Below are 21,713 nucleotides of genomic sequence, written 5' to 3'. Positions count from 1 at the left end.
TTGGCAAGCGACTCTATCTAGGATTTATCTTGATTTCAAGATAGTTTCGTTTAAACTGAATTTATCTTGAAGTTAAGATAAATTGAAATCGAGTATGTTATGCGCACTGTTTTATTAATTCTGCTGACTGCATTAGCCCCTGTCATCTGGGGCTCAACCTATATCGTCACCAGCGAATTCCTGCCAGAAGGAGTTCCGGTTACCTCCGCAGCCATGCGGGTTTTGCCCGCTGGCTTATTGTTATTACTGATTACCCGGGTATGGCCGCAAAAACAGCAGTGGCTGAAATTAGCTCTGCTGTCGGTGCTCAACATTGGGTTATTCCAGGCGCTGTTATTTGTTGCCGCTTATCGCTTGCCAGGTGGTCTGGCGGCCATTCTTGGGGCAGTACAACCGTTTGTGGTGATGCTGCTGATCTGGTGGGTTAACCACAAAGGTCCCAATCTGGTTGCGGTGATTGCCAGTATCGCCAGCATTCTGGGAATGACGGCACTGATCCTGTCGCCGGGCAGCCAATGGGATTTGATTGGCATCCTGGCGGCTTTAATCGGTGCTATCAGTGTTGGTGGCGGTGTATTCCTCACCCGCCATTGGCAGATGAATATGCCAACTCTGGCGTTTACCGGCTGGCAGCTGGTGCTGGGCGGCGTCATGCTCGCCCCGGTAGCCCTGTTGTTTGATGCACCCATGCCGGCGTTGAGCCAAGCACAAATTCTCGCCTACGTGTATTTATCCCTGGCCGGATCTCTGACCGGCTATTTCCTCTGGTTTAACGGCATCCATAAGTTATCGCCGGTTGCCGTCTCATCACTGGGGTTATTAAGCCCGCTATCGGCTGCGGTATTAGGCTGGGTATTTCTCGGAGAAGCCCTGCAAGGAGTTGCCCTGCTCGGATTTATCACCGTATTGCTCAGCGTATTAATTGTGCAATGGGCCATGCTGCCTGAGCGTCCGAAATTTCCCACGCTTTTCAAAACGATTAAGGAATAAATCTCCATGACAGATATTACGAATACACACGTCAGCAAACTGTTACAGCAACGTGTATCGACTGGACGCTACGATCCGGATTTTGAAATTGACGATCAAACCATTACCGAGTTAATCCGCCAGACAACACTGACTCCCAGTGCTTATAACCTGCAAAACTGGCGGTTTATTGCGGTGAAATCTGAAGAGCAAAAACAAGCACTTCACCAAGCGAGCTACCAGCAACCACAGATTCTGGATGCAGCCGTTACCTTTATTGTGGTTGGCCAGTTAAATGCGCATAAACAGTTGGCTGCGGCTCTGCAACCGTCGGTTGATGCTGAGTTAATGCCACAAACCGCTGCCGATGGCTGGGTTGCAGTGGCGACACAAACCCACGAAGGCAATCCTCAATTACAAATGGATGAAGCGTTTCGCAGTGCTTCATTAGCGGCCATGACCTTAATGCTGGCGGCAGAAGATATGGGATTTGCCACCGGGCCAATGAGTGGTCTCGTACGCGAACAAGTGCAACAGGCATTTAATCTGAGCGAGGATAATATCCCGGTGATGCTGGTAACCGTTGGTAAAGCGGCGAATAAAAGCTGGAGCCAGAAAAAACGCAGACCGGTAGAAAAAGTACTGGAGATTGTTTAAACATTCATCCAGTCCGGCTCCCAGCTGCAATTTTTCTACCGCAACCGGGAGCTGAATTTATCGGATTAATCGGACTTGCGCTCTGCAAGTTCAGCATCAATTAATTGATCCACCTCACCTTCCTTCAACTGCTGCATAAATTCCCGGGCATTTTCCCGGTTATCAAAAGGAACTGAAAACTCAATTCGGGATAATTCTGTATGGCGCAGGATAAACCATACCGGATGATCGGCTTCGTCATTATTTTCATTCAGTACCACCAACACATATCCATATACTGTACTGAATACAAAGCGCCCCCATACTTCGTGTTCATCAGCAGCCATAGCCTCCGGCAATAAATAGTCCGGAACCCGCTCTGGCACACCTTCCAGTACAACTTCTTTCATCTGCTTCACCCTTTCTTAGAAACCAGCTTCAACAGTGAACCGGAATGCATGGCCGAAAAAGAGACGGTTCGCACCAAAGGTTGGACTATTTGAACACTACCTATCCTTTGGACTATCTGAACATCAGGTCCAAATAGTCCAACACTCCCCGAAGTACGTCCATTCCGGCAACCAGGCTGACGGCGAATAATAAATGCCTCATTCCCGTTAATCTGAGTGGACTTATGAAGGAAAAACTATTCGATACTCTGATCAACGCCCCCATACGGGTGATGCTGTTGATCTTTCTGCTGATTGCAGGAGCTGGTTATGGTGGCCAGTACCTGACTTTTAAGGCGGACTACAAAATCTTCTTCGGTGAAGACAGCCCGCTGCTAATGAACTACGAAGCGGTCCAGGCGGAGTTCAGCAAGAGCGATAACGTCGCCTTTGTTATAGCGCCCAATGATGGCAACGTTTTTACTCCGGAAACCCTGACAGCCATTCGCGAGATCACCGAAGAAGCCTGGCAGATTCCCTATTCATCCAGGGTGGATTCATTAACTAACTTCCAGCATACCCAATCAGAAGAAGATGATCTGAGTGTGGCTGACCTGGTGGCTGAGGATACGCCACTAACGCTAACGTCCCTGAACAACATTCGTGAGATTGCTCTGAACGAACCACTGCTGATTAAAAAGCTGGTAGCACCGTCGGCCAATTCCACCGTAGTTAATGTCACCGTGCAATTAAACGAGGTCAACCTCGAACCTATTGTGATGGCCAAAGCCCGGGAGATGAAACAAAAATACGAAAAGCAATATCCGGATCTGAAAATCATGTTGTCTGGCATGGTGATGATGAACGGTAGTTTCAGTGAGTCTGCCATTCATGATAACGAAGTGCTGGTACCACTGATGTTTGCTGCAGTCATCGTCATTATGATTGCGCTACTGAAAAGCTTTACCGGTACCTTCGCCACTGTCGTTATTGTGATTACCAGTATCGTCAGCGCCATGGGTTTAGCAGGCTGGACTGGCTTGTATTTATCCGGCCCTTCTGCCAGCTCACCGGTAATGATTTTAACCTTAGCCGTCGCCGACTGTATTCATGTCATGAACTCCATGTTCTATGAAATGCGCCAGGGCAAAAGCAAATCCGCAGCATTAAAAGAAAGTCTGCGTCTGAATTTCCAGCCAATTATGCTCACCAGTATCACTACCGCGATTGGCTTCCTCAGCATGAACTTCTCGGAATCTCCTCCGTTCCGCGACCTGGGTAATATCGTTGCCATTGGTGTGATGATGGCGTGTATTTTATCGCTGACTTTATTCCCGGCATTAATGATGATTCTTCCGGTTCGGGTAAAACCACAACCACAAAATAGAAACACCTTAATGATGTCTCTGGGTAATTTTGTTATCGCAAAGAGCCGGGTATTGCTGCCAACCATGGCACTGATTATTGCCGGATTAACGTTCCTGCTGCCACAAAACACCCTTAACGATAACTTCGTGGAGTATTTTGACGAGTCCATGCCAATCCGCACCTCCACCAGTTATATGCAGGAAAATATGTCCGGCATTATTCTGATGGAAGTCGCCATCAACAGTCAGGAGACCGGTGGCATCAGCGGCAGTCGTTATATTCAGACCATAGATACCTTCAGCAATTGGTTCCGGCAGCAACCTGAAGTGGATCATGTCAGCACCCTGAGTGATACCTTTAAACGTCTGAATAAAAATATGCACGCCGATAATCCGGATTACTACCGCCTGCCGGAGAATCGTGAATTAGCAGCTCAGTATTTGCTGTTATACGAAATGTCTCTGCCTTATGGCCTTGATTTAAATAACCAGATCAATGTCGATAAATCCGCCACCCGTGTGGTAAGTACGTTAAAAAATATCAGCAGTGTTGAATTACTCGACCTGGAACAACGAGTGACCCAATGGCTGGCGAAAAGTGCACCGGATTATAAGGTGATGATTACCGGTCCGGATCTGATGTTTGCTCATATCGGCCAAAGTAATATCGAAAGTATGTTGTCTGGTACGGCCATCGCACTGGTGTTAATTTGCGGCTTATTAGGCCTGGCCTTGGGATCATTTCAATTCTCACTGATCAGTCTGGTACCGAATATTGCTCCGGCTGCGATGGGCTTTGGCGCCTGGTATTTATTAAGTGGCGAAGTTGGCCTGGGTTTATCCATGGTGGCCGGAATGACCCTGGGTATTGTGGTCGACTATACCGTTCATTTCCTCAGCAAATACCTGCACGCCCGCCGTGATCTGGGCGCTGATACTGAAGCTGCGGTGCGTTACACCTTTAACAGCGTGGGAAATGCGTTATGGGTGACCACCATTGTGCTGGTAATCGGCTTCTCGGTACTGGCGCATTCTCACTTTAAATTAAACGGTGATATGGGCTTCTTAACCGCGGTCACCATCGTCCTAGCACTGGTAGTTGATTTCTTCTTCCTGCCTCCTCTGCTGCTGTTACTTGATCGTAAAAAACAAGCATCAGCTACTTCTACTGAAACAGATAACGATACGGAGCAAACAGCTTATGAAAATGCATGATAGCAACAAAAAATTGCCAACGATTTTTGCTTTATCATCGGCCTTATTAAGCGCGTCACTGATGTCCCAGCTGACAATGGCTGAAACAGCGGAACAACGTGGTTTGCGTATTTCTTCCATCGCCAAAGAGAAAGACACTGGCTGGGGTGATAGTCAAAGCAATATGCTGATGACATTACGTAACAAACGTGGAGAAGAAAGCACACGCCAGATTCGCAGCAAAAACCTGGAGCAGCTTAATGACGGCGATAAGGCTCTGACCGTATTCGATCAGCCAAGGGACGTGAAAGGCACCGCTTTTCTGAGCTTCTCTCATGTAGCAACAGCAGATGACCAATGGTTGTATTTGCCCGCACTGAAACGAGTAAAACGGATTTCATCGAAGAATAAGTCCGGGCCATTTATGGGCTCCGAGTTTTCATTTGAAGATTTAAGTTCGTTCGAGATCGAAAAATACAATTATGAGTTTATCCGTGAAGAACCCTGTGGTGCGAATAGCTGTGAGGTAGTAGCACAATACCCCAAGGACAAATTCTCCGGTTATAAACGCCGTCTGGTATGGATAGATAAGCCGGAATACCGTATCCAGAAAATTGAATTTTACGATCGCAAAAACAGCCTGCTGAAGACCCTGAGTTTTGAACAATACCAGCAATACGAAGGCAAGTTCTGGCGTTCTCAGCTGCAGAAGATGGTGAATCATCAGAACGGTAAAAGCACGGACCTTAAACTATCGGACATCCGCTTCAACACCGGCCTGAAAGACTCTGACTTTAATAAAAATTCTCTGAAACGGGCACGTTAATATGATCAGATCAGCGTTATTATTTGCTGGCCTGTCACTGCCCTGCACCGCTTTTGCGGTGCAGGTTTCAGGCAAGGTCGGACTGCAATGGCAGGCTTATCCTGACAAAGGCCAATACAGCGGGCAACAATATCAATCCAATCTATCAGCCAATATTGGGCCAGAATTTTATTGGCAATGGCGGGATGGTAACTCCAGCCTATTAGTTAAACCCTACTATCGTATTGACGAACACGATGACGAACGCAGTCGCGGTGATATTCGTGAGTTTTTGTGGATGCATACCCACGATAATATCGAGATAAAAGCCGGTATCAGCAAAGTATTTTGGGGGGTTACTGAATTTCAGCATCTGGTGGATGTCATTAATCAGACCGATTCGGTAGACAGTTTTGATGGCGAAGAAAAATTGGGGCAACCCATGGTTAACCTGTCGCTGGTTAATGACTGGGGTATCGTCGATGCTTTTGTGCTGCCAGGCTTTCGTGAACGCAGTTTTGCCGGAAAACACGGTCGCTTACGCCCCGGCATGGTGATTGACGACGATAATGCCCGTTACCAATCCGACGATAAAGATCAACACGTCGACTATGCCCTGCGCTGGAGCCATTCAGTTGATGTCTTTGATCTCGGAGCCTATTGGTTTAACGGTACCAACCGCGAACCTGTGTTTGAAGTAAACGGCGATAAGCTGACGCCTTACTACGAACAGATGACTCAGTTCGGTGTCGACCTTCAGGCCACCATTGATGCCTGGTTATGGAAAGCCGAGGCCATTTATCGGGATGCCAAAGAGCACAACTTCAGTGCGCTACAAGCGGGTTTCGAATACACCTTATACGGTATTCAGGATTCTGATATGGATCTTGGCTTATTAACCGAATACGGCTGGAATGAACGCGGTAAACATTCTGACTCTGTTGCCCAGAATGATATCTACGCCGGAGCCCGTTTAACTCTGAACGATGCTGCAAGCAGCGATTTGCTTATTGGCGGCGGTTACGATCCTGACTACCACAGTAAAAGTCTGTTGGTGGAAGCCAGTCGCCGTATTGGTGAAAGCTGGAAGTTATCGCTGGATATGCGCGTATTCGATGGCAAAAAAGCCGCCGACCCGATCACTGCAATCCGTAAGGACGATCGATTTCAGCTGACTCTGGAACGGTATTTTTAATCGTACATATCGCTTCTAAGAGCGTATTCCCCATAACTAAGACCGAATGGCAATTTTCTAAAACTTTTTGATTTAGCTTAGTGAGAAACCTGATCATGAAAAATCCAGCACTCGAAAAATTTAAAACTGAACTCAATCGTATCTGGGGGCCAGCTACATCTGGCTTAACTAAAGAAGCGAAGCGCTTATTGGAAGAGCTTATCGTGAAATGCAAGGATGAAGATTGGGTCAAGGATTTACTTAAAGAGGGTCTACCATATAAAGAAGTGTATCGAAGCAGCGAACATGGCTTTATTTTAATGGCGCATGTAGAGCAAAAAGGTGATGTTAGCCCTCCTCACGATCATGGTGACGGGTGGGTGATATACGCCACCGTATCTGGTCAAGTTGATATGGGTATATTTGGGAAGGTGATTCGTGATGACGGTAGTTTCGAAATAGTACAACAAGATGAGTACGCACTAAAAGATGGACAGTGTTCTGTATACCTGCCTGGGGATATTCATGATACTACAACAAAGATTGATAACACACTGATGCTGAGGCTTACGAGTTGTGACTTTTTCCAGGAGCTTCAAGAGGGGCGGTTGAACCGATATGAAAATGTTGATAAATGGTAAGTATTTGTCTGGCAGGTTGTAAAAATTGCAATTCGATTTTTACTGGAGAAATGCCCGCTGCCCTGCCCGAAGAAAGCGACTAAACTTAACCTAACAGAATATAATGGCGCCACTATGAACGATATTATCGATATCCGTGTATTGCCTGATAACGAACCTTTTGATCTGGAACTGGTTGATGCCGTTGAGATGGAAGGCAAACTCGATTACGTCGGCCCTCACCGGCATAAATACTATGAAATTTTCTGGGTGCTAACAGGAGAAGGTAGTCACAGTATCGATTTTATCGAATATCCACTGATTCCTGATCGGATCTATTTTATGGCACCGGGTCAGGTGCATGAAGCCCATAGCATCGCTGACACCATGTTTGCACTGTCGTTTAACCCGGATTTTGTCAATCCTGACTATCGCTCACAGCTGGCGGTGGAACGGATTTTCTCCCAGAACAGTGCCAGTGGCCCCTTTGTTATATTGGATGACACCGGCCGCAGGGAACTGAAACAACTGCTGAATATGATGATGCGTGAGCGCCAGGCAGAAAGCCCTGATCATGAGATGTTATCCGCTCTGCTCACCGGCTTTATGCGTTATCTGATGCGTTACAGCCCGGATCAGGGGGAGTCTGCCTCAGAGTCGGATCAGCGAATGGTGAAACTGATGAGTCTGATTGAAGATCATTATAAAAGTCATAAAGACACAAGTTTTTATGCAGACAAACTGGCGCTAAGCAGTAAACGGGTAAATGAGCTGACCAGGGCTCATTTCAGCAAAACCGTTACTCAACTGATTCATGACCGTATTATGCTGGAAGCCAAGCGTGACCTGGCTTACACCAATAAAACGGTAAAAGCGATAGCGCTGGATCTGGGGATCGAAGACGTCACCTACTTCAGTCGTTTCTTCCGCCGCAATGAAGGTGAATCACCCAAAGCCTTTCGCGACAAAATGTTCAAATAGTCCAACTACAACTCCAATCTATCCATTTTCGTTCGCCTACAAGCAGATGATAATTCTTCTCAACATTCACTAATGGTTTGAGAGGACTGCGTCATGTTACAGGCGACTTTACCGTCGATGTTCGCAAAACAAGGACGTGCTGCGGGCTTTTCTTTGGCAATACTCGGCGCATTGCTGATGAGTATCGACCCTTTATTTATTCGTTTCGCTGGGGTCAGCGGTTTTGATACGGCATTTTTATTTGGCTTATTTACCGCCATTTCTATGCCGGTACTCATCCAGATTATTGATAAACGAGGATTAGTCACAGTTATAAAAGCCAGCGGTTGGCCGCTACTTTTTGCCGCTTTATTAATGTTAGGCAGCTCCAGTGGCCTGGTGTTCAGCGTAAAAAATACCAGCATCGCCAATACCTTTGTGATCTTTGCTGCGACTCCAGCACTGGCTGCCCTGTTCAGCTGGATATTCTTAAGAGAACGCGCCAGCCGCGAAACCTGGTTAGCCATTATTGCAGTCATGCTGGGGATTTTGGTGGTGGCCTATGGTTCGTTCAGTTCCGGTGATTCTGCGGGCCATCAGACAAGTTCAACTGGCGGCCAAAGCGCCAACTGGTTCGGCGACGTATTAGCCATAATCGCGGTTAGTTTCCTGGCACTGATGATGACCTTATTACGTAAATATCAGGATGTCAGTCGTTTGGCCGTGGTGGGTTTAGGCAGCTTAATGCTGGCATTGGCTATGGCATTTTTTGCCACACCTTCTGAATACAGCAGTAATACCTGGCTAATCATGGCAGCGATGGGATTATTTTCTGCTCCGGTCGGACGGGTACTAAGTATGGTGGCCACCCGCCATATCAGCGCCGCCGAAGTTTCGATGACACTGATGTTAGAAACGGTATTAGCCAGCATCTGGGGCGTGATCTTTTTTGCCGAAATTCCGACAATTTATAGCCTGATTGGTGGCGGCATAATTTTAATCACTATCTTTATTTACACATGGACTTCGATGACAAGCGAGAATAACGATGACAACCAATAATACTTTTGAAAATACGATAATGGATCAGGAACAACCGATGTTACATATCATCGGCCACATTCATACCCCTTATCAATCCGTCGATGAATGCCCGCGTAATGTCGAAAAAAACGGGCCAATGGCTGAACTGAAATTAAAGGATCAGTATCAGGATGGTCTGCTGGGCCTTAAACCGGGTGATACCATTATGATTTTATACTGGTTTGAAAATGTCGATCGGGAAGTGATGCATCAGACTAACTGTAATGGCAAAGGCACAACCGGAACGTTTAATTTGCGTTCCCCTTACCGCCCTAATCCAATTGCTGCTGCAGAACGTCAGATCGAAAAAATTGAAGATGGCGTCATTTTTGTTAAAGGCATGGATTGCCTGAACGGCACTAAACTGCTGGATATTAAGCCTTCTATCCGTATTAAAAAATCTGCCTGATTTCAAACCAGGCTGTAAATTGGTTCAGAAAGTACTCATTCAGGTGCAAATAATGCCATCCCCACAGGATGGCATTCAATGATAATCACTCTCACTTAGTTTTGTAGTAAAGAAGCAGTGAGATGACCAGCAAAAACTCCTATTCCTCCCTCGCCCTACTGGCGCTGGGAGTCACGCTAACCCCTACCAGCCACGCAGATCCTGCCAAAATGGACACCATTATTGTTGAGGGCCAGAGCAGCAATAAAAACAAACTGATCGAAGCCGAAGATATTGAAAAAAATCAGTTAACCGATCTGGCAGAATTGTTCGGTCAACAATCTGATATTGCCGTGGGTGGTGGGTTTGGCTTTGCACAAAAAGTGTATGTACGCGGGATAGAAGATACCAACCTGAATGTTTCTATTGATGGTGCCAGCCAGTCAGGTCAGATTTTTCAGCACCAGGGCCGCGTTGCAGTTGACCCGGAACTGTTAAAAAAAGTAGAAGTTCAATCTGGCAGCGGAAATGCTTTATCCGGCTTTGGTGCCCTCGGAGGTGCTATTCGTTATACCACCAAGGATGCCGAAGATTTTTTACATGCGGATGAAAAAGCCGGTGCTCAGATCAAGTCATCTTATTCCAGCAATAATAACGGCAATAAAACCTCAGCCGCAGCCTATGGTTTGATCGGAAGCGATTGGTCAGCGTTAGCTACCCTCAGCGCGGTTAATACATCTGATCTGAAAGATGGAAACAAAGATAAAATTGCCAATACCGATGTTGAACAACTGAACAGTCTGATTAAGCTAAAAGGAAAACTGAGCAATAATCAGTCATTAGCCATTTCGTTTGAGCAACGTCAGGACGATGGCTATCGAAACCAGCGCCCTCATTTTATTAACGCTCCCTGGAATCCAGCGGTTAAGCAGAAGTCCAAGCGTAATACCACGACCCTGGCTTATGGTTTTAATCCGGATAGCCCGTTCATTCAACTGCAAGCCAATACTTATATCACTGAAAATAAGAACACCACTGACTTTGGTGGCATTATCAAAGCAGATATCAAAACAACCGGGCTGGATATCCGCAATACCAGTATTATTGGTGAGCATAAGCTGACCTATGGCGCACAGTTTCAGCAGGATAAAGCCCGCAATAAAACCGCAGGTGCCAGCGACAAAGGTGATATCCAGGGGATGTATATCCAGGATCAGTATCGCCTGATGCAGGACCTTACTCTGGACTTTGGTGGCCGTTTCGATAGATACCAGTTGAAAGATACCAATGGCCAGAAATTAACCTCCGACGGTTTCAGCCCAAATCTGGGACTGATCTATCAGATTAACGATCAATTCAGTTTTAAGCCAGGTTACAGCCAGGCACTACGTGGCCAGAAGATTCGCCAGGCAGTTTCTATCGGTCAGGACGTTAATGATAAAAATCTGAAGGCAGAAAAAGCAGAAAACACCGACCTGACGCTGGAATATTCTGATAGTGGTCTGTTTTCCAGCATCAGCTTATTTGAAACCCGCATTAAAGACGTTGTCAGTCTGCAAGGGCCTCCGGGACCAGGCACTAAGGTATACCGCAATGGCGGTACACTAAAAAGCAAAGGAGTATCGTTAGTAATAGCAAAATCCTGGGACAACACTCAATTGAGTGCCAACTACAACCATACTGAAGTGGAGCTTGGTGGCGAACCATTGAACGACAGTCATTTTGGTATAGGTACGTCATCTGGTGACAAATTATCGATCAATCTCTCCCAACACATTCCTGCTTACCAGCTGGAGCTGGGGTGGAACAGCGAGTTTGTCAATGATCTGAAGAAAACACCGATGGGTTACCCGAAAAAACCGGGTTACAGCACACATAATGCCTATATTCAATGGTTGGCCTACCAACAACGTTTGTCACTCAATTTGAGCATCCATAATATTTTTGATCGACAGCATTATGATCATGCTACCTATGGTTTTGATCCGGACTCGGGCCAAGAAATTGGTTTGCCAGAACCCGGACGTGATGTGCGCTTAGCCGCTGCATTTAAGTTCTAACTTTTATATTTATTTTAAGCCTGCAACTGCGGGCTTTTTTGCTTTCTAATTTGTACGATTTTACCGGATACATTATGAATCATACTAACGACATGAAAACGGCACCGATCAACCGGCTGTTTATTCGTTTTTTAATACCGGCACTTATCGCAGTCGTGATCAAGTCGGTCACTATCGTAGTCGATACTATCTTTATCGGTCAGGGCGTCGGTCCATTGGGTCTGGCGAGCGCCGGATTATTAATGCCGTTTTTTGCTTTCTTTTCTTCCTTCGCCGTTATGGTGGGGTTAGGTGGATCAGCCCTGGCGTCGATCAAATTTGGCCAGAATGATGTTAAAGGCGCCCAGGCACTGTTCTCACAATCATTATTCCTGGCGATTATCGTAGTGGCTCCACTGTGTTTACTCGGCTGGATGTACACTGAGGATATCGTGATATTGCTTGGGGCCGAAGGAAAGCTGGCCGAAATAGCCGGTGATTATCTGGTTCACCTGTTTCCTTTCTATTTTTTCCATACCCTGGTGTTGGTGCTGATATTTTTCGTGGTCAACGATAATAACCCCAGATTACCTATGATTGCCATATTTGCCGCTTCTGTGGTTAATATCCTGCTGGACTATATTTTTATTTTTGTGCTGGATATGGGCATACGCGGTGCGGCTTTTGCGTCGATGTTTGCACAACTCACTGCCCTTGCAGTATTAGCCATTCATTTTGTCACGATACAGGGCAAACTGAAGCTCAACGTTCAGTTTTATAACGTTAAAGACCTGTTGCATATATTGTTCAGTGGTTCACCGGTATTTCTGCTGGAGCTGGGTGCCAGCGTTGCCATGATGGTGTTTAACTATGTGTTATTAAATCAATACAGCGACAACCACCTTGCTGCTTACGGCGTCAGTATGAATATCGCTATGGTATTACTCTTCCTGTTTGGTGCAATTGGCCAAGCCTGCCAACCCATTATCAGCTTCAGTCATGGTGCCGGTAATCAACAACGCAGTTGGCAAACTCTGAAACTGGGCTTTTACACCTCAGCATTTATTGGTCTGTTTGCCATCCTGTTTCTGCAGTTAACACACCAATGGATTATCCCTCTGTATACCGATGGCAATAGTGAGGTCGATATTTTAGCGTCTCAGGCTATCCTATGGTACTTCTGGGCTGCGCCCTTGCTCGGTATCAATCTGATGGCGGCGTCTTATTACCAGGCCATCGAACAACCCGTTACCTCTACCCTGATTGGTTTAAGCCGAAGTTTAGTATTTTATCTCGCCGCTCTGTTTGTGTTGCCGTTATGGTGGCCGGAACAAGGCATCTGGATGTTAACCCTGTTTGCAGAAACACTGACTATTTTATTGGTCGCAATTATTTTCCGGCGCCTACAAGTCGCACCGCGATTTATAGCTAAGTGATTTATATTAAGGACAATCGAAAAATTTATTACTCAGATAAAGAACAACGAGGGTTTTATGGATCAACAACAATCCGACATCATTGCTTTATATCAGGATGTTGAGTCCTACAGCACCGAAATGGATGCTGAAATAGGTAGCTCCTGGTTTCAGAGCATTCAGAAGGACTTAGCGTCAGAGATGGCTAGCCGCAAAGGTATGATTATTGATTCTTCCTGCGGTACCGGCCACTTTCTTCAGGCTATCGGCAACCTGGTGGCCTCAGATGTTGTGCTGGCAGGGATAGATCTCTCCCCACCGATGTTGAATGAGGCAAAACGACGGCTGGGAAACAGAGCCGATTTGTCGGTAGGCAATATGCTGAATATGCACCAGTTTCCTCCCTGTTCTGCTGCCGCCGTGATCAGCTTTTTTGCGATTCAGCATCTGGACACAGAGAATATTCACCTGGCATTCAAAGAGTGGCATCGGCTGCTGCAAAATCAGGGGATTCTGATATTAGGTTGCTGGCAAGGTGATGGAGCCATAGATTATGGTGACGAATCTTCGCTTGAGGCACACCTTTATAACGAAGAACAACTGAAGTCTATCGTGTCTGCTGCTGGTTTTAACGTAGTTAAAAGCACAGTGATTAAACAACCAACCCCCGGAATTCCAATGAATGCTATCTATTTAAAAGCCATCAAAGAAAACCGGGGGTAGTTTGTACAACCCCCTAAAGGCGAATGTCAAAACCGGGTCTCAAGTCGAAGTGCATAGTTTCGTCTGAGCCCCGTTGTTTCAGGTCCGCGGCCAACATTAGCCGACATCAAATATTTTTCGTCCGTCAGGTTGTCGACTTCAAAGACCAGGCTAGCAGTCGACCATTCGTATCCGGCACTGACATTCACCACCGTTCGAGCATCGTTTTCCGGATCATAAGCCGGTAAGTGTTCTGGCACATTAAAAGTATCCGGATTTAATTTGGCATTTGAGGCTGACAGGTAATTCGCATTGGCCTGAACCAGCCAGCCATCATCGCTACGAAGACTGCCACCCGCTACAATATTCCACTCTGCCGCAGCAACAAAAGGTCTGCCAGATAAATTTCTGCCATTATCAATAAACTTGTTAAAGCGGGTTTTGTTGTGTCCTATGCCCAGATACGCATTGCGATAACCATCAAACCACGCCAATTCCAGCTCAGCACCTTTGACTTCTGAGCTGGCGGCGTTACGTATTTCCCGATCCGCCGGACTGCCGGATAAACTCACGGAAATTTGCTGATCCTGCCAATCCAGATAAAACACATTGGCATTCGCTGTTAATCGCCCATCAAACCAGGCCGAGCGTAATGACGCCTCATAATTCCAGGTATATTCAGGCTTATAACGGTAGCTATAACCACGATGTAAATTACTGTCGACACCACCGGAGCGGTAACCGCGTTGCACCACAAAACTACTCATCAGGCTATCGGAAAAATGATATTGCAATCCAAGCTTAGGTAACCAGGCTGAAAATTTACCACGCGCTTTGGGGCCAACCGTACGGGAATCGCCAGACGATCCAAGGATATGTTGATTAATGTGATTTACCCAGGTTGAAGCTTGCGAATCGATTGCACTCAGATCTGCATTGGCATCCGGTAAATTACGGCTGAATAACACCCGATTCTGTACCGCCCTTTTATGCTGCTCACGGTCGTAACGGACACCCGCCAGCAGGTCCAGCTGATCTGTGGTTTTAATCGTCAGATCCATAAACAACGCCTGTGTATCAACACTCTGATCCGTTTCTCCGCCTAAGCCACGCCGCATTGGGTCATAGGGTGAATATAGCTGCAGTAACGACTGTGCCTGGGACTCACTGATATCGGTTTTTATTTCTTTGTTCAGAAGACTTTTAATGCCGTCGGTACTGATACCCAATAACTGCAATGGTTGCGCTACAGAGCCTGAATAGTCATCATCAATATCCAGTCTGGAGAAAAATCCACCGGCAACACCGTTCACGCTCTCGGTTTCAAAGTTCAGGCGCAGTTCCTGAGAAAATAAGGCATCGTTACGATCGCTTTTGAATACGTCATTTAATACCGACCCGGAATCACCGTCCCATTCCCGACGATAGAGGGATTCGGTATAAGCACTGATCGCCGTGATTTGCAAGTCTGGCGCCAACTGGTATACGGCCTTAAGAGTACTTCGATCTGACGTTACACGTTCCCGGGTACGATCGTTGAAATACACTCTGGGTTTATTATAGCGATGAGGAGAGTCACTCGACTGCCAGGGAACACCAATCTCGTTATGATGCACTGCGTGACTGATACGCAGCTTTAAGTCAGGGATATTGGTTGGGGCAATAGCAAGCTTTAAACGCAGGTTGTATTTATCGTAATAATTGCCGTTTTCACTGCGATAAGGGTTTTTGATAAAACCATCCGACTGTTGGTTCTCTGCCGCTAGACGAAACGCCAGCTGGCCATCCTTCCGACCACCACCCACTGCTAATGCCGCCTCTTTCCGACCATAACTGCCAAAGACCAAACGACTGTTAGCCTGCCATTCGTTATCCGGATCACGACTATTAACCACCACAGCACCGGCAAGTGAATTAGCACCTAATATGGTTGATTGTGGCCCACGTAATACTTCAATTTGTTCAATATCCCAACTGGAGAAAGCCCCTAACTGAGCAGCACGAAAGGGTACCGGTGCATCATCAACATACACGGTGGCCAGTTGCCCCTGGCCACCGCCGGTGATGTCAAAGGCACTGATACCACGAATGTTAAAGTCCAACTCACGACGTCCGCCCATGTTCACCGTGGTGTCCATCACGTCGTACACATCGCGAATACCTTCATCCCGAATCCGCTCGGCATCTATAACGTGAATACTGCCACTGATTTTCTGCAAATCACGACTGGATTTAAGCCCGGTAACTACAACGGAATTTAGCTCTGCCGAAGGATTTAATTGTTTATCTGGTGTTTCTGCTAATGATATACCAGAAACACATTGCATCGAAATAATCAAAGGAATTACATTTTTTTTATTCATAACAGCCATCCATATAAAATCAGTCAACAATCCCTATTGCTAACTGATATTTATGGTTTATATATTTTTTATAAAGTTTATTTCAGAGCTTCAGGCCTATTTGACATTCCGCTTTGGTTTATAGCCAATAAAGCGCAATACTGAGCTATCTCCCATACCATTTTCTCCAGCTTGCATTACGATCTTTTCTGCTGCCAGCACATGGGTACGATAGCCCGGAAAATCGCGCTTTATAACTCCCGCAGAATACAGGTTCTTTTCCTGTTGTGGCCCAGCCTGGTTATATTGTGGATGCTCGGTACTGAAGTTCTGGATTAACATCACACCACCAGGCTTTAATGCCATATCCAGTTTGTGGTGCAACTGCTGGCGGCCCGGATCTTCAAAGTGAACAAACATAAAAGCAACCATATCGTATTCTTCCGGTTTAAAATCACCGGTCAGAATATCCATAACCTGATAATCCACTGCCACCGAATGTTTTTCCGCCAATGCATCGGCCTTAACTTTGGCGCTGTCACTATAATCATAAGCGGTAACCTGCCAGCCGGAACGGGCAGCATACACGGCATTCCGGCCTTCGCCTTCTCCCGGTAGTAATAGTTTTCCCGGAGTCAGGCCATCAATCGCTTGTTTAAAATACGGGTCTGGTTCGGTGCCAAATACATAGTCTTTGCTAGCGTATTCCTTATTCCATTGCTGCCGCATCCATTCCGTACCAGCCTGTTGCTTCTGTTTAAAGGCTTCAATGATGTATTGTTTCGGTAATACGTCCTGGTGCAAACGGATCGTTTGATAGCCCGCTTCGGTTAGCTCATCAATAACCTGTTTGGCGGCAATACGATGATGAAAATCAGGACCCTGTTTGATGTCTGCATGTTTTTTATAATCCACCACTACCAGTTTTCCATCCGGCTTTAAACCCTGCTTCAGCTCACTGAAATAAGCAATGCGGTTATCAAAATGATGATAGGTATCCACCGTCAGAATCACATCCACTTCCTGTTCTGATAAACCGGCATCGGATTCATTCACCTGACGGACTTCCAGCTTTTGCTGATCTATGCCCTGTTGTCTGGCTTTCTGTTGGATCGTTTGTAATAGAGTTGGATCAATATCCGCAGCGATCACACGGGCACCGGCATAAACCAGTTTAAGGCTGAAATAACCGGAACCCGCACCGAGATCCAATACGGTTTTATCACGTAGTTCCCCAATAACCTGCAGCACTTTTTCCGGTTGCTGCCATTGATCCCGATCTTTGGCATCCAGAGCATGCACTTTTTCATCCAGGCTTTTATTCAGAAATACATCATTGGCTGACGGATTAGCTGAGGTTTGCATAATGACACTCCCTGATATAACGGCCGGAATAACCAAGTTTCTGAATATGGTGTTTGATTTTGATGAATCTTCTTTCGACATATAAATTCCTTAATATTATTTCTATAAATCGATTACTATTAACGGGTCAGGATTTAGAATCGGACTGGGATAAATGGCCGGACTAGGATAAAGAGCTGGACTCAGATAAAGCTTTACTCTCCAGCTTCTGATTCAGCCAATAGCTGACACTACCAGCAGCAATAATTCCCAGACCAACCATGGATTCCCAGAAACTTTCTTTCATCAGATAAATCAGAATCCAACAGCCGAGAACGCTATAGATGATTTGTGGTAACGGATAACCTGGCGTGCGATATACCGATTGAATATTACGTTGACGCACGATAAAAGAACCAATTACCGTCAGCACCACAAACAGCTGCAGAATAAAACCGCTGTAAATAAGTACCTGTTCGAACGAACCTGTGATAATCATCACAATGGATATCAGCGATTGCAGAATAATGGCGCGCACCGGCACCTGATTGCTATTGGTACTGCTGAAATATGACCAGAGTTTATAGTCTTCCCCCATGGTACGGGTAACCCTAGGTCCAACCCAGATCATGGCACTGATGCTGGATATCAGCATAAAAGCAATCAGGTAGCTGACCAGCTGGCCACCATTGTCACCAAACAGGTTAATGGCAACAATTTTCCCGACCTCCACTTCACCCGCAAGCTGATCAACACTGGCGTGTTTAAGAAATATCAATTGCAAAAGGATATATAACAGACTGACAAATAACGTACCGCCTACCAATGCCAACGGCAGATTACGTTTAACGTCTTTTATTTCATCGGTGATATAAGCGGCTGCGTTCCAGCCAGAAAAAGAATACGACACATAAACCAGAGACACAGCAAACGACGGCATTAATACTTCTTCCGTCCAGGAAGCACTCCAGTCCAGACCACTTTCTGTAGACGGCAGCAATAACCCGCACGCAATCAAAGCGATAACAATGGCCACTTTAATAAAGGTGGTGGTTTTCTGGAAATGGCTGCTTTTTTGAGTGTCGAACATATGCAGTGCCGAAATAACCAGCACGACAGCAATGGCAATTACTTTTGCTGCTCCGCCAAGATAACTCTCAGTGTATTCACCGACCGCCATTGCCGCTAACGCGACCGGCGCTGCAAAACCGACTGTTAACGACGTCCAGCCAGCTAGATAGCCAACCTGCTTACCATATATTTCGGATAAAAAATGATATTCGCCGCCCGAACGTTTAAACACCGTACCGAGCTCGGCATAAACAAAGGCGCCACACAACGCCATCACAGCGCCGATCAACCAGAGCAGAATGATGCTCCAGGTATTATTGCTGGAGACCAGCTGGAAACCCAGGCTGGTGAAGACACCGGTACCAATCATATTGGCAACGACTATGGCCAATGCGGCATTACCGGAGATTTTATTCATAGTGCTGACTGCTAGCTGCTGATTAACTGTTATAAAGTAACAACTAAACAGCAGCAAAACAGCGCACTATTTTAACCAGTTAAGGGATAATCTTCCTGAATTCCCAGGAGTGAAACGGCGATATTAACGACGCTCAGCACGATCCGCTGCGGCAGTAAACAATACGTCGGTAGAACTGTTCAGCGCAGTTTCAGCAGAATCCTGAATCACACCAATAATAAAGCCAACCGCAACCACCTGCAGAGCAATATCATTGTTAATACCAAACAGGTTACACGCCATTGGAATTAACAGCAGAGAACCACCCGCAACGCCCGATGCACCACAGGCAGACAAAGAAGCAATCATGCTTAGCAGCAAGGCACTGCCGAGATCAACGTTAATACCTAAGGTGTGCACCGCCGCTAACGATAAAACCGTAATCGTAATTGCAGCACCGGCCATATTAATGGTTGCACCCAGGGGAATAGAAACGGAATAACGATCTTTATGAACACCCAGCTTTTCACATAATTCCATATTAACCGGAATATTGGCGGCGGAACTGCGGGTGAAAAATGCAGTAACACCACTTTCGCGTAAACAGATCAACACCAGCGGATATGGGTTTTCACGGGTTTTAATAAAGACCAACAGTGGGTTAACAACCAGAGCGACCACCACCATGGCACCGACCAGAACCAGCAGTAACTGACTGTAGCCCAGTAGAGCATCAACACCTGTGGTTGCTACGGTGTTGGCAACCAATCCACAAATGCCCAGTGGAGCAAAACGAATCACCACTTTAACCAGTAATGACACGCCATCGGCCAGATCCGCAACGAACTTTTTACTGCTGTCGCTGGCGCCACGTAACGCATAGCCCAAACCAAAAGCCCAGGCCAGCAAGCCAATAAAGTTACTGTTTAATAAGGCATTAACCGGATTATCGACAATATTAAACAGCAGGGTCGTTAATACTTCGCCAATGCCCGCAGGCGGTTGGGTTGTAATTTCACTGGATACCAGCGCCAATTGCGTCGGAAATGCAAAACTTAATACCACAGCGACAACCGCGGCCAGGAAAGTACCACTCAGATACAAGTACAGTACCGGACGCAGTCGCCCTTCTCCCTCGAGTGACTGATTTGCAATGGCTGACATCACCAGAATCAACACCAGTACCGGAGCAACCGCTTTTAAACCACGAATAAACAGATCACCCAAAATCGACAGGCTCATGGCCCACTCTGGCTGAGTTAACGCCAGCGCAATACCGATCGCCAAGCCAACAATAATCTGCTTCACCAGGCTGCCAGAGGCGATACGCATAATAAGATGAGATAAGAAGTTCATAATAAATCCAGAAATTATCAGCCGTTAGGCATTCGGCGTTGAAAAAACAGGCCAACAAAAATCAACAGCAGCGCCGGACATAACCAGGCCATGCCCTCGGTTGCCAATGGCAGTTGCTGATACAAAGATGTTAAAAACTCAGGGGCTAACGCTGCGGTGTTTAAACCGTCATAAACGGCAATCACAGCCGTACCCGCCATGGCAACAGAAAATACCCGGTTGGCATCACGCAACCATGGACGCAACAACGACAACGCAATTAACACCATCGTTAGCGGGTATAACGCGACCAGAACCGGAATAGAAAGCTGAATAATCTGCGCCAGTCCCTGATTCGCCAGCAGCGCACTCACCAGTGCCATGGCAATCACAAATTGACGATAAGAAACTGAAGGCATCAGTTGATGAAAATATTCGCCACAACTGGTTAACAGTCCAACGGCGGTGGTCACACAAGCCAGCGTAATAATCAGCGCCAGAATCAACTGCCCGGCCGAGCCAAAAATTTCAGTGATGTATAAGGCAATTAAATGACTGCCATTATTATACTGGCTCGCCACTTCATGACAGGTTGCTCCGAGCCAGGACAAAGGCACATACACCAGGGATAAACAGACTGCAGCGATCACACCCGCAAGAACGACGTAACGGGTAATCAGTGTGCGGTCCGTGATACCGCGATCTTTAATAGCCTGAATAATAACGATACCAAACACCACGGAAGCCAAAGCGTCCATGGTTTGATAGCCTTGAAGGAAGCCAAAAATAAAGGCGCCGTTGTTCAGCTTGTCGCTACCCTGCCCGATATCTCCCTGAGGAAATAACACCACAGCAATGGCCATCACCGCCAGAACAAGAATCAATAATGGTGTTATGTATTTACCAATGCGATCCATCAATTTACCTGGCGATAACGCCAGATACGTACTGACCGCAAAAAAGATTAACGTGTAAACAGCCAAGGCAACCGCCGACTCGTCACCGTTGCTGAGCCACGGAGCCGCACCCATTTCAAACGCTACCGTGGCGGTACGGGGAATGGCAAACAAAGGGCCAATCGATAAATAAATGACCAGTCCATAAGCAATGCCTGCCCAACGAGGTAACGGCTGGGTTAAATCGCGCAGGCCGCCACCAATAACCGCCACCGCAACCACACCTAATAAAGGTAAGCCCACACCGGTTGCCAGAAACCCTAATGTTGCCGGCCAGAAATCAGCGCCAGCGTTACGACCAATCTCAGGAGGCACAATTAAATTGCCCGCTCCCAAAAACAAAGCAAAGGTCATAAAACCCAGTGCTAAAACATCAAACCGGCGAAACGCCTGCATACCGTCAACCTGCGGATAAATAAAAGCGCCGGATTATATTCACGAAAAATTCCGATATCGACAGCGTTGCGTAGCATTACAGTGGAGCTGCGGTTCTTACTTAGCGGCCATTACCCAATAAGTGGTATATA

General features: G+C 46.5%; 18 protein-coding genes. 12 read left to right on the top strand and 6 right to left on the bottom strand.

Annotation, left to right across the window (positions count from 1 at the left end; all coding sequences use genetic code 11):
• Positions 1-99 precede the first annotated feature (99 nt).
• Together ACOQOZ_RS02670 and ACOQOZ_RS02665 are read left to right on the top strand one after the other, a co-directional pair.
• The gene (locus tag ACOQOZ_RS02670; protein ID WP_420590744.1) at positions 100-990 is read left to right on the top strand and encodes an EamA family transporter; all 891 of its coding nucleotides are present in this window, start codon (positions 100-102) and stop codon (positions 988-990) included.
• A 6-nt stretch (positions 991-996) separates the two neighbouring features.
• The gene (locus ACOQOZ_RS02665; protein WP_420590743.1) at positions 997-1,626 is read left to right on the top strand and encodes a nitroreductase family protein; all 630 of its coding nucleotides are present in this window, start codon (positions 997-999) and stop codon (positions 1,624-1,626) included.
• 65 nt (positions 1,627-1,691) lie between these two features.
• On the opposite strand, the gene ACOQOZ_RS02660 is transcribed toward ACOQOZ_RS02665, so the two are convergent.
• Positions 1,692-2,015, bottom strand: a complete 324-nt coding sequence (locus ACOQOZ_RS02660; protein ID WP_420590742.1) for a hypothetical protein — start codon at positions 2,013-2,015, stop codon at positions 1,692-1,694.
• 224 nt (positions 2,016-2,239) lie between these two features.
• On the opposite strand from ACOQOZ_RS02660, the gene ACOQOZ_RS02655 reads away from it, so the two are divergent.
• The 10 genes from ACOQOZ_RS02655 (at position 2,240) to ACOQOZ_RS02610 (ending at position 13,762) form a co-directional block, all read left to right on the top strand.
• Positions 2,240-4,576 (top strand): efflux RND transporter permease subunit, encoded by a 2,337-nt coding sequence (locus ACOQOZ_RS02655; protein ID WP_420590741.1) that lies wholly within the window; start codon positions 2,240-2,242, stop codon positions 4,574-4,576.
• Positions 4,563-5,381 carry an outer membrane lipoprotein-sorting protein gene (locus ACOQOZ_RS02650; RefSeq protein ID WP_420590740.1) on the top strand — a complete coding sequence of 273 codons (819 nt, stop codon included), beginning with the start codon at positions 4,563-4,565 and terminating at the stop codon, positions 5,379-5,381. The genes ACOQOZ_RS02655 and ACOQOZ_RS02650 overlap by 14 nt, the downstream gene beginning before the upstream one ends.
• Before the next feature lies 1 nt (position 5,382).
• A complete protein-coding gene (locus ACOQOZ_RS02645; RefSeq protein ID WP_420590739.1) occupies positions 5,383-6,555 on the top strand; it encodes a hypothetical protein in 1,173 nt (390 codons plus the stop codon).
• A 95-nt stretch (positions 6,556-6,650) separates the two neighbouring features.
• Positions 6,651-7,175, top strand: coding sequence for a hypothetical protein (locus ACOQOZ_RS02640; RefSeq protein WP_420590738.1), 525 nt, complete (start codon positions 6,651-6,653; stop codon positions 7,173-7,175).
• 114 nt (positions 7,176-7,289) lie between these two features.
• A complete protein-coding gene (locus tag ACOQOZ_RS02635; RefSeq protein WP_420590737.1) occupies positions 7,290-8,135 on the top strand; it encodes a helix-turn-helix domain-containing protein in 846 nt (281 codons plus the stop codon).
• Positions 8,136-8,228: 93 nt separating this feature from the next.
• On the top strand, positions 8,229-9,176 hold the full coding sequence (locus tag ACOQOZ_RS02630; RefSeq protein WP_420590736.1) for a DMT family transporter: 948 nt from the start codon (positions 8,229-8,231) through the stop codon (positions 9,174-9,176).
• 37 nt (positions 9,177-9,213) lie between these two features.
• Positions 9,214-9,606, top strand: a complete 393-nt coding sequence (locus ACOQOZ_RS02625) for an SAM-dependent methyltransferase (protein ID WP_420590735.1) — start codon at positions 9,214-9,216, stop codon at positions 9,604-9,606.
• A 122-nt stretch (positions 9,607-9,728) separates the two neighbouring features.
• Positions 9,729-11,645 carry a TonB-dependent receptor plug domain-containing protein gene (locus ACOQOZ_RS02620; RefSeq protein WP_420590734.1) on the top strand — a complete coding sequence of 639 codons (1,917 nt, stop codon included), beginning with the start codon at positions 9,729-9,731 and terminating at the stop codon, positions 11,643-11,645.
• Positions 11,646-11,719: 74 nt separating this feature from the next.
• Positions 11,720-13,060: an MATE family efflux transporter gene (locus ACOQOZ_RS02615; RefSeq protein WP_420590733.1), complete on the top strand. Its 1,341-nt coding sequence runs from the start codon at positions 11,720-11,722 to the stop codon at positions 13,058-13,060.
• Between the two features lie 57 nt (positions 13,061-13,117).
• Positions 13,118-13,762, top strand: a complete 645-nt coding sequence (locus ACOQOZ_RS02610) for a class I SAM-dependent methyltransferase (protein WP_420590732.1) — start codon at positions 13,118-13,120, stop codon at positions 13,760-13,762.
• 26 nt (positions 13,763-13,788) lie between these two features.
• On the opposite strand, the gene ACOQOZ_RS02605 is transcribed toward ACOQOZ_RS02610, so the two are convergent.
• The 5 genes from ACOQOZ_RS02605 to brnQ all read right to left on the bottom strand — a co-directional run bounded on the left by ACOQOZ_RS02605 (position 13,789) and on the right by brnQ (position 21,582).
• Positions 13,789-16,104, bottom strand: coding sequence for a TonB-dependent receptor (locus ACOQOZ_RS02605; protein WP_420590731.1), 2,316 nt, complete (start codon positions 16,102-16,104; stop codon positions 13,789-13,791).
• Positions 16,105-16,200: 96 nt separating this feature from the next.
• Complete coding sequence (locus tag ACOQOZ_RS02600) at positions 16,201-17,448, bottom strand: methyltransferase domain-containing protein (RefSeq protein ID WP_420590730.1); 1,248 nt, start codon at positions 17,446-17,448, stop codon at positions 16,201-16,203.
• 163 nt (positions 17,449-17,611) lie between these two features.
• A complete protein-coding gene (locus tag ACOQOZ_RS02595) occupies positions 17,612-18,916 on the bottom strand; it encodes an APC family permease (protein ID WP_420590729.1) in 1,305 nt (434 codons plus the stop codon).
• Between the two features lie 123 nt (positions 18,917-19,039).
• A complete protein-coding gene (gene sstT / locus ACOQOZ_RS02590) occupies positions 19,040-20,251 on the bottom strand; it encodes a serine/threonine transporter SstT (RefSeq protein WP_420590728.1) in 1,212 nt (403 codons plus the stop codon).
• Positions 20,252-20,268: 17 nt separating this feature from the next.
• Positions 20,269-21,582, bottom strand: coding sequence for a branched-chain amino acid transport system II carrier protein (gene brnQ / locus ACOQOZ_RS02585; RefSeq protein ID WP_420590727.1), 1,314 nt, complete (start codon positions 21,580-21,582; stop codon positions 20,269-20,271).
• Positions 21,583-21,713 lie beyond the last annotated feature (131 nt).

Origin of the sequence: Bacterioplanoides sp. (assembly GCF_965219715.1) — a bacterium.
GTDB lineage: Bacteria > Pseudomonadota > Gammaproteobacteria > Pseudomonadales > Oceanobacteraceae > Bacterioplanoides.
Note: the sequence above shows the minus strand (reverse complement) of the source record. Positions and strands in the feature narration are given on the sequence as shown.

Bases quoted from the DNA above. Each gene is read 5' to 3' on its own strand.
- ACOQOZ_RS02670 (WP_420590744.1), top strand. From the start codon at position 100: ATGCGCACTGTTTTATTAATTCTGCTGACTGCATTAGCCCCTGTCATC.
- ACOQOZ_RS02665 (WP_420590743.1), top strand. From the start codon at position 997: ATGACAGATATTACGAATACACACGTCAGCAAACTGTTACAGCAACGT.
- ACOQOZ_RS02660 (WP_420590742.1), bottom strand. From the start codon at position 2,015: ATGAAAGAAGTTGTACTGGAAGGTGTGCCAGAGCGGGTTCCGGACTAT.
- ACOQOZ_RS02655 (WP_420590741.1), top strand. From the start codon at position 2,240: ATGAAGGAAAAACTATTCGATACTCTGATCAACGCCCCCATACGGGTG.
- ACOQOZ_RS02650 (WP_420590740.1), top strand. From the start codon at position 4,563: ATGAAAATGCATGATAGCAACAAAAAATTGCCAACGATTTTTGCTTTA.
- ACOQOZ_RS02645 (WP_420590739.1), top strand. From the start codon at position 5,383: ATGATCAGATCAGCGTTATTATTTGCTGGCCTGTCACTGCCCTGCACC.
- ACOQOZ_RS02640 (WP_420590738.1), top strand. From the start codon at position 6,651: ATGAAAAATCCAGCACTCGAAAAATTTAAAACTGAACTCAATCGTATC.
- ACOQOZ_RS02635 (WP_420590737.1), top strand. From the start codon at position 7,290: ATGAACGATATTATCGATATCCGTGTATTGCCTGATAACGAACCTTTT.
- ACOQOZ_RS02630 (WP_420590736.1), top strand. From the start codon at position 8,229: ATGTTACAGGCGACTTTACCGTCGATGTTCGCAAAACAAGGACGTGCT.
- ACOQOZ_RS02625 (WP_420590735.1), top strand. From the start codon at position 9,214: ATGTTACATATCATCGGCCACATTCATACCCCTTATCAATCCGTCGAT.
- ACOQOZ_RS02620 (WP_420590734.1), top strand. From the start codon at position 9,729: ATGACCAGCAAAAACTCCTATTCCTCCCTCGCCCTACTGGCGCTGGGA.
- ACOQOZ_RS02615 (WP_420590733.1), top strand. From the start codon at position 11,720: ATGAATCATACTAACGACATGAAAACGGCACCGATCAACCGGCTGTTT.
- ACOQOZ_RS02610 (WP_420590732.1), top strand. From the start codon at position 13,118: ATGGATCAACAACAATCCGACATCATTGCTTTATATCAGGATGTTGAG.
- ACOQOZ_RS02605 (WP_420590731.1), bottom strand. From the start codon at position 16,104: ATGAATAAAAAAAATGTAATTCCTTTGATTATTTCGATGCAATGTGTT.
- ACOQOZ_RS02600 (WP_420590730.1), bottom strand. From the start codon at position 17,448: ATGCAAACCTCAGCTAATCCGTCAGCCAATGATGTATTTCTGAATAAA.
- ACOQOZ_RS02595 (WP_420590729.1), bottom strand. From the start codon at position 18,916: ATGAATAAAATCTCCGGTAATGCCGCATTGGCCATAGTCGTTGCCAAT.
- sstT (WP_420590728.1), bottom strand. From the start codon at position 20,251: ATGAACTTCTTATCTCATCTTATTATGCGTATCGCCTCTGGCAGCCTG.
- brnQ (WP_420590727.1), bottom strand. From the start codon at position 21,582: ATGCAGGCGTTTCGCCGGTTTGATGTTTTAGCACTGGGTTTTATGACC.